Source organism: Nesterenkonia marinintestina (genome assembly GCF_025420485.1).
Lineage (GTDB): Bacteria > Actinomycetota > Actinomycetes > Actinomycetales > Micrococcaceae > Nesterenkonia > Nesterenkonia marinintestina.
Genome location: NZ_JAOEFD010000021.1, coordinates 1 through 12,338, shown reverse-complemented (window position 1 = coordinate 12,338; position 12,338 = coordinate 1). Strand labels below are relative to the sequence as shown.

The 12,338-nt window shown below is 58.5% G+C and carries 9 protein-coding genes; 5 read left to right on the top strand and 4 right to left on the bottom strand.

Annotated elements, in window-relative coordinates:
- Positions 1 to 372, top strand: a 372-nt coding sequence (locus N7E59_RS11630; protein ID WP_261625105.1) for a hypothetical protein, incomplete at its 5' end; no start/stop codon positions are given.
- Here the strand turns inward: N7E59_RS11630 and N7E59_RS11625 are convergent.
- The 3 genes from N7E59_RS11625 to N7E59_RS11615 form a co-directional block, all read right to left on the bottom strand.
- Positions 373 to 807 carry a DUF6994 family protein gene (locus tag N7E59_RS11625; RefSeq protein WP_261625104.1) on the bottom strand — a complete coding sequence of 145 codons (435 nt, stop codon included), beginning with the start codon at positions 805 to 807 and terminating at the stop codon, positions 373 to 375.
- A 92-nt stretch (positions 808 to 899) separates the two neighbouring features.
- Complete coding sequence (locus N7E59_RS11620) at positions 900 to 1,145, bottom strand: transposase (RefSeq protein ID WP_261625103.1); 246 nt, start codon at positions 1,143 to 1,145, stop codon at positions 900 to 902.
- Positions 1,146 to 1,159: 14 nt separating this feature from the next.
- Positions 1,160 to 1,813 (bottom strand): hypothetical protein, encoded by a 654-nt coding sequence (locus N7E59_RS11615; RefSeq protein ID WP_261625102.1) that lies wholly within the window; start codon positions 1,811 to 1,813, stop codon positions 1,160 to 1,162.
- A gap of 226 nt (positions 1,814 to 2,039) precedes the next feature.
- On the opposite strand from N7E59_RS11615, the gene N7E59_RS11610 reads away from it, so the two are divergent.
- The 4 genes from N7E59_RS11610 to N7E59_RS11595 are packed head-to-tail and all read left to right on the top strand — an operon-like array spanning position 2,040 to position 11,337.
- Positions 2,040 to 5,165 (top strand): N-6 DNA methylase, encoded by a 3,126-nt coding sequence (locus tag N7E59_RS11610; protein WP_261625101.1) that lies wholly within the window; start codon positions 2,040 to 2,042, stop codon positions 5,163 to 5,165.
- Entirely contained in the window at positions 5,158 to 8,238 is a 3,081-nt protein-coding gene (locus N7E59_RS11605) for a type I restriction endonuclease subunit R (protein WP_261625100.1), read from the top strand. Before N7E59_RS11610 ends, N7E59_RS11605 begins: the two co-directional genes overlap by 8 nt.
- Entirely contained in the window at positions 8,225 to 8,950 is a 726-nt protein-coding gene (locus N7E59_RS11600) for a M48 family metallopeptidase (protein ID WP_261625099.1), read from the top strand. The genes N7E59_RS11605 and N7E59_RS11600 overlap by 14 nt, the downstream gene beginning before the upstream one ends.
- Entirely contained in the window at positions 8,938 to 11,337 is a 2,400-nt protein-coding gene (locus N7E59_RS11595; protein WP_261625098.1) for an AAA family ATPase, read from the top strand. The genes N7E59_RS11600 and N7E59_RS11595 overlap by 13 nt, the downstream gene beginning before the upstream one ends.
- Before the next feature lie 200 nt (positions 11,338 to 11,537).
- Here N7E59_RS11595 and N7E59_RS11590 read toward each other — a convergent pair whose 3' ends face one another.
- Positions 11,538 to 12,068 (bottom strand): hypothetical protein, encoded by a 531-nt coding sequence (locus tag N7E59_RS11590; RefSeq protein ID WP_261625097.1) that lies wholly within the window; start codon positions 12,066 to 12,068, stop codon positions 11,538 to 11,540.
- Positions 12,069 to 12,338 lie beyond the last annotated feature (270 nt).

Here is a 12,338-nt window from a genome sequence, read left to right as displayed (position 1 = left end):
ATGGGTATGAAACAGGGCCTCAAAGTTGGGACTCGTCCGCCGCACGTCATCGTGCCAGAAGTCCTTGACATATATCGCAGACGCTCAGACCTCGCTCCCAAGCTGGTCGAGTCATTCATTGTCGGATTGGAGCGCACGGGGTCGTTCAGAACGACAGACTTGATCTGGGAGCAGATTAGAGATTTCCGCGAGCTGACGTCGGAGCAGATCGAACGCGTAGAGGCGGCGGTCATGACTAGGGACCAGATATATAACACTGGTCGAGGTGATGAGGGAACCTACCCTGAACTCTTCGACCGTTTCCTCAAGGCGCAGGCAAACTACAATGCTCCTGCCCCTACTCCGGCAGTTTGGGACGAAGCTCCTTTCTGATCACGGTGTTTTCAATGGAGCCCGCTGTGAATGGCTAGCCGCTTCTAATACGCCACTGGCCCCATTGACTGTCATTTTCCGGTCGATCTTGTTTCCTGGCCAGGTCATGACTCCCGCGACGGAATTGGCCAGAGCTTGGTAGGCCGCGTCCTGATCGGAGCCGAAGTATTCGGATGAGCCCTCAGGGCTCCACGACAGACCCTGAGCGATGCGGTCGCTGGAGAGAAAGAACTCTCCGAGAGGGGACTGGTGGTGGAGATAGGCGTGGCGGCGAGTCGTGTTCAGCGTGAACGGATCTCCACTTGGCAGGGGTTTGCTCCACAAGATCTGGTGGTACCGGCGCAGCGTGGGGCTGTAGCTGTCAGGATCCTTGCCCGCAGGCGTGTCGGCGCGTACGTCAAAGTCGATATCGACACGTTCCTGCATGGTCTCCATATGCAACAGCCGATAGCGCGGGTATATGGGCGGTTTCGAGACATCTCTGGCGATGGATTCCGCGCTTACACCCTGGGGAGGGCGTCAGTAAATTACTTTAGCCATGGCAACTGCTTGCGCAGCTCTTCCTGCTCTGCCAGTAGCTGTGCATGCTCGTCGCGCAAGGCCCGGTTGTCCGCTTCCAACTCCTGCGGATTCTCGGCGTAGAACTTATCCATCCAGCTCTTCAGCGTTCCGGGCGCAATGCCGTACTGCCGCGCAACCTGAGCCGTGGTTTCGTGGCTTTGACGGCGTGCGGCGATGACCTCGCGTCGGAAGTCGTCGGAGTAGCGAACCATGCGGCTATTCTGCCTCAGCTCAGATGCTGGGGATTTCGCTTTACTGTCTCGAGCAGTTCGTAGGTGAGCTGGCGGACAGAGACGGCGATGGGGTAGCCCGCCATGGCACTCGTCGGCTGATCTGTGGCGTTATCGATGTTGAACCAGCCCAGCTTCTCCTCGTTGGCGATGGACTCATACTCAGCGTTCAGTGTCGGATCGACGTGCGCTCCACCCTCCTTATTGGCAAGCTCGAGAACCATCTGCTTCCGATTCCATTTCCGGTCGTCATCAAGCCGCATGACCGGCTCCTCCCACCAGGCGGTGAATGATGCCTGCCTCTTCACTGGCATGATGTCGAGTCCAGCCGAGTAGCTCCAGCCGCCCTGGCTGTCATATGAGATGCCGACAAGGCCATGGTCGGCCATGAGATTTCCTGGCTCGATCGGTCCGGCGGTGTCGATCCACTTCAGGTTCTCTTTGATCTCGAGCTGCCCCAGGAGCGAGTGCGAACTGTTCGTGTCGTGAACCAGGACGCGAACAATCGTGGCGAGCCGGAGGGCTTCATCTTTAAAGCCCTGGTCGTATGACTCCGCAGATCGCTCGAGGAATCTGAGCTGTGTCTTCAGCTTCTCCACGAGAGCCGGGCGTTCCCTCCGGCGCTTCTTGGCGTTCGATGCTCGACCCATCTAGAGCTCCCTCGGTCGTGGTCGCGATATCTCTGAGTAGCCTAATCTGCGGGTCGGACGCGGCTCCTGTCATTGGACCGCGACACCAACGACGCCGCCCGCAGTCTTCTCAGCGAAGACTTGATGTGCGATAATAAGAATACTTCGCAAGTAGCGGTTCTGAGCTCGTCAGCTCCTGCTCTGCGAGGATCCAACTCCTGGTCAGATCGGTGCGGTGCGCAACTGCATGTCCGAGGTCGCCGGTAGTCTGGATCACGAATCACTTAACACACCTGCGGGTGAGGGAGAACAACATGAATCAGCGATCAATCTTGGCACTATACAGCCACTCGAAGGTGGTGGCGTGACGGTGGCGCTCAAGAAGTCGGACCTCTACAGCTCGCTGTGGGCCAGCGCGGACCAACTCCGTGGCGGCATGGATGCCAGCCAGTACAAAGACTACGTTCTGACGCTGCTCTTCATGAAGTATGTGACGGATAAGGCGAAGTCTGATCCGGACAGCCTCATAGAGGTACCCGAGGGCGGCTCCTTCGACGACATGTTTGCCGCAAAGGGCGACAAGGAGATCGGCGACCGGTTCAACAAGATCATCGGCAAGCTCGCCGAAGCTAACGATCTGCGAAACGTCATCGACCAGGCCGACTTCAACGAGCCGGAGAAGCTCGGCAGCGGGAAGGAGATGCAGGATCGCCTCTCCAAACTGGTGACGATTTTCAACGATCTCGACTTCAGCGGATCACGAGCCGAGGGTGACGACCTGCTTGGCGATGCCTACGAGTACCTCATGCGGCACTTCGCTACGGAGTCGGGCAAGAGCAAGGGGCAGTTCTACACGCCTGCCGAGGTGTCGCGCGTCGTGGCGAAGGTTGTCGGCATCGGCCGCCAGACCCGCCAGGACGAAACTGTCTACGACGCCGCCTCCGGTTCTGGCTCGCTCCTGCTTAAGGCTGCCGCCGAGGCGCCGCGGGGCATGACGATCTACGGCCAGGAGAAGGACAATGTTACCTGGGCGCTGTCCAAGATGAACATGATCCTCCACGGCAACGAGACCGCGGAGATCTACAAGGGCAACACGATCACCGATCCTCAACTGACAAACGGGACGAGGCTCAAGACTTTCGACTACGTTGTTATGAATCCGCCGTTCTCCGACAAGGCGTGGAGTAACGGGCTCGGAGAGGATTACGGGCGCTTCGAGTACGGCAGGCCGCCTGAGAAGAACGGCGACTACGCCTTCCTGCTCCATGCGCTGACATCTCTGAAGTCCGGCGGCAAGGCGGCGGTGATCCTTCCGCACGGCGTGCTGTTCCGCGGCAACGCTGAGGGCAATATCCGTCGCGAGCTGCTCAAGCACGGTTTCATCAAGGGCGTCATCGGTCTGCCGGCGAACCTCTTCTACGGCACGGGTATCCCTGCCTGCATCGTCGTGCTCGATAAGGAGAATGCCGTTGGCCGTACCGGCGTGTTCATGGTCGACGCCAGTAAGGGATTCATCAAGGACGGCGCCAAGAACCGCCTGCGCGACCAGGACATTCACCGCATCGTCGATACGTTCAATAAGCAGATCGAGATCGATCGCTACTCGCGCATGGTGCCGATGAGCGAGATTGCCGATCCGAAGAACGACTATAACCTCAACATCCCGCGCTACATCGACAGCTCGGAGCCCGAGGATCTGCAGGATCTCTCCGCGCACCTCAACGGCGGCATCCCGAACCGCGATATCGAGGCGCTTCAGAAGTACTGGGATGCGCTGCCGTCATTGAAGGACGCGCTCTTCGAGCCGCTCCGTGAGGGATACTCCAGCCTCAAGGTCGAACTGAGTGAGGTGCAGGACTACGCGCTTCACCGCAGCGGGCTCGACAGCCTCCGGGCACAGGTAACGGCCATCGTTGACGAGTGGTTCGCCGCCCATCGCGGCACGCTCCTGAATCTCACAGCCGAGACCAAGCCGGGCGACCTCATTACGGCACTGAGCGACGACCTGCTCGAGCGGTTCAAGCCGGTTCCCCTCCTCAACGAGTACGACGCGTACCAGCAGCTCATGACCTATTGGCATGACGTCATGCACGACGACGTCAGCCTGGTCATGGCCGAGCTCGCGTCGGGAGGTGACTGGGTGAGCGCCGCCAAGCCTCGTCAAACGATCGAGGACAAGGAGCGCAATCTCAACGAGACGCCGGATCTTGAGGTCGGCACCGGGCGCAAGAAGACCAAGTACAAGATGGATCTCGTTCCGCCGGCCTTGATCGTGTCTCGATACTTCGCGTCCGAACAGGCTGAACTCGATGAGCTGGGCGCTGCTGCTGAGGAAGCAACCCGACTCGTCGAGGAGTACGTCGACGAACACGCAGTCGAAAACGGGCTACTCGCCGAGGCTATGGAAGACGACAAGATCAACAAGGGCCTCGCCGTCACGAGACTCAGAGAAGCCAAGCGGGACGCCGGGGATGACGAAATCAACGCACTGCAGCAGTTGATCAGGCTCTATGACGCGGCGTCCGCGGCGAGGAAGGCAGCCAAGGAAGCGCGGGCTGCGCTCGATCTCGACACCCTGAAGAAGTATGGCAACCTCACTGAGGGCGACGTTGCAAGCCTTGTTCTCGACTATAAGTGGCACGGTGACCTCACCGGGCGAGCGTTGGCGGTCGTAGAGACCCAGGTCAACATGCTTATCGCCCGGGTTTCCCAACTGGGACAGCGATACGCCGAAACCCTCGACAGTCTTGACGAGCGCCTGACGATGTTGAACAACGACGTCGCAGGCAATCTTGCGCTTCTTACTGGCGATGCTCGGCTGCCAGGATTCTCGGAACCATGGAAGAAGATGCCGCTATCAGCACTCCTCAGCTACGAGCAACCCGGGCGCTACCTCGTGACGACAACGCGTCAACTCGAGAGCGGCCGGACGCCCGTCCTAACTGCGGGCAAGACTTTCATCCTTGGGTACACGAATGACCCGCATGGTATTTGCACCACTCATCCATTGATCATATTTGACGACTTCACCACGGCGACTCAGTTTGTTGATTTTGATTTTAAGGCTAAGTCTTCTGCAATGAAACTCCTACGCGCGCGCCCTGGTGTTTCAGATGTTCGGTTTATGTTCGAACGGATGCAGCTCATTGAGTTTGTGCTCGGGGACCATAAGCGACACTGGATTTCGCAATATAGCAAGATTGAAGTCACAGTCCCGCCACTCGACGAGCAAATCGCAATCGCGAAGGCGCTCGCTCAGTTTGACGAACTCACAGAAGCGCTGGAGCTTCGACGAGCAAAGTTGCTTGACCTGAAGCGTGCATCAGCTCAGCGTGTGGTCCACGGTGCTCCGCAGGAGAAGTCCAATGAGTAATGTTGGCCAGATCGAACGTAAGACGCAGAGTCGCGTCGTTAAGCTGTTCAGGGAGCGGCTGGATTACGAGTACCTCGGCGATTGGCACGACGGCAACCGCACCAGCGGCATCGAGGACGATCTGCTGATCCAGAATCTGCAGGCGCGTGGATACAACGCGACGCTCATCAGTCGCGCACTCGACCGTCTGCACAAGGCGGCGGCAGTTGGCGCCGGGCGCAACCTCTACGAAGCGAACCGCGCTGTCTATGAGCTGCTGCGCTACGGCGTGAAGGTCAAGGCAGCCGTCGGCGAGCAATCTGAGACCGTGCATCTCATCAACTGGTCGGATCCCAACGCGAACCACTTCGCAATTGCCGAAGAGGTCACGGTGTTTGGCCAGCACAGCAAGCGCCCAGATGTTGTGCTCTACGTCAACGGACTGGCACTCGGCATCATCGAGCTCAAGCGCTCCAAGGTCTCGGTCAGTGAGGGCATCCGCCAGAACATCGGTAATCAGAGCAAGGACTTTATCCGGCCGTTTTTCGCTCCGACGCAGTTCCTCTTCGCTGGCAACGATGCGGAGGGGCTTCGCTACGGCGTGATCGGCACACCTGAGAAGTACTGGCTGGAGTGGAAGGAAGATTCCGACGTCCAGTCCCCGCTCGGTCGTGCGCTGCTGCAGATGTGCACGAAGAGCCGGTTCCTCGAGCTGATCCACGACTTCATCGTCTTCGATCAGGGCACCAAGAAGGGACCGCGTCACAACCAATACTTCGGTATCAAGGCTGCACAGGAGCGCATCGCCAAGCGCGAGGGCGGCATCATCTGGCACACCCAAGGATCCGGCAAAAGTCTCACGATGGTGTGGCTTGCCAAATGGATCCGCGAGAACCAGCCGGATGCGCGCGTTCTCCTCATTACCGACCGCACCGAACTAGACGACCAGATCGAGAAGGTCTTCAACGGTGTCAGCGAGTCGCTCTATCGCACCAAGAGCGGCGCCGATTTGATCGCCACACTCAACAAGTCCGAACAGTGGCTGATCGGCTCGCTTGTCCATAAGTTCCGTGGCAGCGACGATGAGACCGCGGAGGACACGGACGACTACATCAAGCAGCTCAACGCTGCGCTCCCTGCTGACTTCAAGGCCAAAGGCAATATCTTCGTCTTCGTCGATGAGGCTCATCGCACGCAGTCGGGCAAAATGCACGATGCGATGAAGAAGCTCCTGCCCGAGGCGATGTTTATCGGCTTTACCGGTACGCCGCTGCTCAAGCAGGATAAAGCCACAAGCATCGAGACCTTCGGCTCGTTCATCCACACCTACAAGTTCAACGAGGCGGTCGAGGATGGCGTCGTGCTGGATCTGCGATACGAGGCGCGCGACATTGACCAGGAGATGACGTCACCGCAGCACGTCGACAAATGGTTCGAAGCTAAGACCAAGGGCATGACCGACCTCAGTCGCGCTGAGCTGAAGAAGCGCTGGGGCACCATGCAGAAGGTCGTCTCGAGCAGGTCGCGGGCCTCGCAGATCGTGGCAGACATCCTGTTCGACATGGACACACGCCCGAGGCTTATGGATGGCCGCGGCAACGCGATGCTCGTCGGATCCAGCATCAGTCAGGCCTGCACTTTCTATGACCTCTTCGAGGCTGCCGGGTTCAAGGGTAAGTGCGCAATCGTCACCAGCTACGAACCGAGTGCCAGTGAGATCTCCAAGGAGGACTCCGGGGCTGGGTTGACCGAGAAGATGGCCCGCTACAACACCTACCGACGCATGCTTGCGGACTATTTCGAGACGTCCGAAGACGAGGCGATGGGCCGCGTCGAGGAGTTCGAGGCGGCGGTCAAGAAGCAGTTTATCGATGAGCCCGGCCAGATGCGCCTGCTTATCGTGGTGGACAAGCTGCTGACCGGCTTTGACGCGCCGAGTGCTACCTATCTCTACATCGACAAGAAGATGCAGGACCATGGCCTGTTCCAGGCCATCTGCCGCGTCAACCGCCTTGATGGAGACGACAAGGACTATGGCTACATCGTCGATTACCGAGACCTCTTCAAGTCGCTCGAAAAGGCCATCGACGACTACACGACCGGCGCGTTCGAAGGGTACGACAAGCAGGACATCGAAGGTCTGCTCTCTGACCGCATCGACAAGGCGCGCGAGGATCTCGAGGACGCCCTTGAGCGGATTCGTGCGCTCTGTGAACCAGTACTGCCGCCGAAGGGCACTGATCAGTATCGTGCGTACTTCGTTGCTCGCGAGGCCGGAAATTCACAGCAGATCAAGGACAACGAACCGAAGCGCGTCGAACTCTACAAGGCGGTTGCCGGAGCCACACGGGCGTTCGCGAACATCGCCAACGACATGAACGCCGCGGGCTACAGCCCAGCCGACGTCGAAAAGATCAAGGCTGAGATTGCTCACTACAGCGACGTGCGCGCAGAAGTGAAGCTCGCAGCGGGCGAGGACGTCGACTTCAAGGCTTACGAAGCAGACATGCGCTTCCTGCTGGACACGTACATCAAGGCCGGCGCGTCTGAGGTTGTCTCGAACTTTGAGAATGACGCCCTTATCGACCTAATCGTGAAGCTGGGCGCGGGCGCGATCGACAAGCTGCCGCTGGGCATCAAGAAGAACAAGGAGGCCGTAGCCGAGACCATCGTCAACAACACGCGCAAGCTCATCATCGATGAACACGGGACCAACCCGAAGTTTTTCGACCGTATGAGCGAGCTCCTCGACGCCGTGCTTGAAAAGCGACGCCAACAGGCACTCGAGTACGAGGAGTACCTGGCGAAGATCCTCGACATTGCCCAGCAGGCTGGCAACAAGGACACCGGCAAGACCTACCCGTCATGGGTGAAGACCGACGGGCAGCGCGCAATCGTTGACTCGCTAGACGGAGACGCTGACCTGGCGCACGAGGTGGAGTCTGCCGTGCGCAATAACAAGCAGCATGGCTGGAAGGACAACGCGCTCAAACGCAAGCAAGTCAAGCGCGCGATAGCCCGCAAGTTCCCGGAGGGCGATCCTCGCGCGGATGCGCTGTTCGATTTAGTGAAGAGGCACGATGAGTACAGCTAACGCCTACCTCACCGTCCGCGGCATCGACATCGACGTCGTCTACAAGGACATCAAGCACGTGCACATCGGCGTCTATCCGCCCGCTGGTCGGGTTCGCGTCGCTGCACCAACCCGACTTGATGATGATCAGATTCGGCTTGCCGTCGTGCAGCGACTGCCCTGGATCCGTCGTCAACGCAAAGAGCTGAGAAACGCAGAACGGCAGACAACCCGTGAGATGGTGACCGGCGAGACCCACTACGTGTGGGGTATGAGAAAGCGGCTAAAGGTAGCCGAAGGACCTGGTCGAGCGCATGTCGAACTTGATGGTGACCGGATTGTGCTTTACATGGCGCCTGAGACTACATCTGAGCAGCGCCGCGGCCACCTAGACCGTTGGTACCGCGAGCAGTTGCGATCCGAGCTACCTCTGTTGATCTCCAAATGGGAGTCAGAGCTCAGCGTAACGGTTCCAAAATGGACGATCCGCAAGATGAAGACAAAGTGGGGATCGTGCAATCGCGAGACCCACCACCTGTGGTTCAACGTTGAGCTCGCGAAGAAGCACCCGAACTGCCTGGAGTACATCGTGGTGCACGAGATGATGCACTACTTCGAGCGTAATCACGGTGACGCGTTCACCAAGCTCATGGACCAGCATCTCCCTGACTGGCGGATGCGACGGGATGAGCTGAATGGAGCCCCGCTAGCTGAGGAGGAGTGGCTGCACTGATGCTTCGACGAATCGAACAGATACACGGGCATGGCATCTGGGACGGATACCGCTGGGAGACTAGCCTGCCTGAATTCGAACGCCTCAATCTGTTCTACGGGCCAAATGGCTCCGGAAAGTCATCGTTGTCGCGTGCCCTCGATGCGGCACGGTCGGAGCCTGATGGATTCCAAACCATATCTATCGCAGTCGAAGATGAGGACAGGCAGAGGCGCGTCACTAACCAGCAGGATGACGCGGTGTTCGATCGCCTATACGTCTTCGGCGATAAGTATGTGGAGAGGAGTCACCGCTTTCACGGAGGCGCGCCCAGCCTCGATGCTGTTCTGACGCTGGGCGAACGTGCCGCGGATGCGGAGGACAAGATCTCGGAGCTCAAACGGGAACTCACGGAAAAGACTAGAGAGGCAGAGGAGGCCGAGACGGCCGCAAAGAAGGCTGATGCGTCCGCCACGAAGGCGTACGAGCGGGTATCGAAGGCCGTGGTTGGCGACCTCTCACGAGTTGAGGCTTATCGAAGTCGCGGCGCGTATAACGCCCGTGTAGTCAAAGGTAGATACGCCGGGTCTCAATCGGAATGGACCGCGCTAGCGGATGCTGCTCTTGCATCGAAGAAGGCCTTAGTTGTCAGCGATAACCGCGAGGTGATTGCGGAGGTGTCGCTCTCCGTAAAGGCGGCCCATGACCTTAGGGATCGTGCCGAGAGTCTCCTTGGCAAGACTCCCGTTACGATCGTGCTTGACACCCTGAAGTCTAACCCGAGTGCCTCTGCCTGGGTGCAGGAAGGCCAAGGCCTGCACGCACACGCTGAGGATTGCGTCTTCTGTGGCCAGCGCCTTCCGGACGGCCGTCTTCGCGACATCGAGCGTCATTTCTCGGACGAAGTTGCAGATCTCCAACAGAAGCTAGAGCAGCTTCACCAGACGCTCACCACTCTTGCAGAGGAGGCCGAAGCGGCTCTTCTAACATTGCCTGATCGCGGCCTCCTGTTCGAGGACCTGCGCGAGCGGTATGACAGCGCGCTTGTGACCTGGCAGGGCGAGATTGCAGCGCTGAAGAAATACATGATCGCGTTGGTGTCACGTGTTCAAAATAAGCAAAAGAACGTACTTGCGTCGGTTGACTCAGTTGTCGACGACGTTCCGCAGGCCAATGGGTCTGCGGTTGAGGCCGTGATAGCCACCCACAACGAGCGCGTCAAAACGCATAGTGAGCTTGTTGCGGCCGCTGCGGCCGACATTGAGCAGCATCACCTCCGAGCCGAGGTGGAGGAAGTCGATACCCAGATAAAAGCGCATACAGATAAAACTGACCGAGCAAAGCAAGCGCGTGATCGCATCGCACAAATCAACCAAGAGATCGCGAAGCTGGAGAAAGTAGATGGCGACCCCACTCCATCGGCAGCCGTTCTCACTCGGGAGGTCGCGCGATTATTGGGGCGCAGTGAACTCGTCTTCCAGGCGCGCGATGGCAAGTACGTCGTCACGCGTGACGGCGAGCCTGCGGTCAACCTGAGCGTTGGAGAGCGAAGTGCAATCGCCCTGATCCACTTCCTCGAGGTCGTTGCTTGCCACGATGCTTCAAAAGGTTTTCCGATCGTTGTGATCGACGATCCGGTGTCAAGTCTCGACAGCAACGTCTTTATGGGAATCTCGACCTACATCTGGACTGTGGCGATGAAAGACGAGACAGCTCAGATCGTGCTATTGACTCATAACTTCGACCTGTTCAAGCAGTGGGACGTCCAAATCCAGAGCCTGCATAAGAACGGAACAATGAGAAATCTGTACCCGGCCCGCTTGTATGAGCTGAAGGCACGGCACGACACAGCTGGTGGCCGGACACGTCGTCGTCCGGTTATTAATGCCTGGCCACAGACACAGGAGGTTCGTAAGAAGATCCGTTCGAGTTACCATCATGCATTTATCGCTGTCGCGGATGCGAAAGAGAAGCTTGAGCAGAATGACAGTCTTGATCACCGCCTCGACGCGCAGCTTCTATTTCCGAATGTAATGCGGCGCTTGTTGGAGTCATTCCTCGCATTCAAACGGCCTGACTGGGTGGGTGACTTTACGACCGCGATGCGCAATGCAGGAGAGCTGCTTGCTTCCTCTGGATACCGGGGGGATGCGGATGCTTTGCGGCAGCAGCTTACGCGCTATGCGCATGCATACTCTCATAGCGAGTCGCCAGAGACGGATACGACGATTAATCCCGACGAGATCTACAGTGCTATCAGTTCAGTGTTTGTGTTCATGAACCAGCTAGACCCGGACCACTTCAGGGGTCTTTGCGCGGTGGTCGGGAAGGACGCTTCAGAGCTTCTCCCGGCGCGCACGTGCAGTGTCAAGCCCCAAGTCGGCTACGAAGTCTCACATCTGGCGTAAGTTGTGCATATGTTGCTGCGGAATTCGCCTCTGATCTAGGGGTCACTGCCCGTGACTTTAGAAGTAGCCGAGGAAGTAACCGGTGAAGATTTCCTACTGGTTGGGCAGCGGGTTTCAACTCCGAGTCTGTACACCTCGTCGCTTCAAGCTGTGATGGGCGGTCATGCAGTGGATATTGAACTCCACGGCAAGCTGCTGGATCAGCGTTCCTGCCCGGTCGTCGCGGACGATGCCGTGTACTTCGAGATAGTGCGCTTACTGACGCGGAACTCCTTGACCAGCTGGGCGTAGGTCGCACCCTCGGCCCGGCGCTTACGGAGGGCTTCGACCTGTTCGGCGGTCAGGTCTGGCGTTCGCCGTGGGATATCGTTCACCTGGAGAATTCGCTGAATGATGGATCGTGAGCAGCCGAACTTCTCGCTGATGGCCCTGACCGACACTCCGGCCTGGTAGTCCGCGATGAGGCTCTTGGTCTCGTCAGGAGTGAAGCTACGTGGGCGTCGGCCTCGTTGCTTTTTTTGTGGCAGTGTGGGTTTGATTGGCGTATACGCGACATGGCGATACTTCTGCTTGATCTTCGAAGCCGCCTCGACCGCACCCCTGATCTGGTGGAGTTTTGTCGCATCACAGTGCGAGAGGCGCACCGTTTGAAGTGTCGGGGTTTCGTTCCGCAGGCATGGCGGCGCATAGCGGCCCGCCGGCGCCACACAGCACTCGGATGCCGTGCCCATTCCGAGTACTCAACGAGACATAGGTCGACCTCGGTTCGATCCGGCTACCTAGGGCCATCTCACTATCTCCGCCGGGCCACATCGAGAGTGGGCTCGTGCTTTCGAGGCAACCGCGAGTGACTGCAAGGCGAAGCCAGGGACTACGTCACTCGCGTGCCGGCCTGAATGACGCTGTGGACTCGATCCCGGACACCGCGGAGCCCCGCCGATTCCAAGTCGCCCTCGAACAGGACGAGATCTGCGACAGATCCCTCACTGACGCGTCCTAGA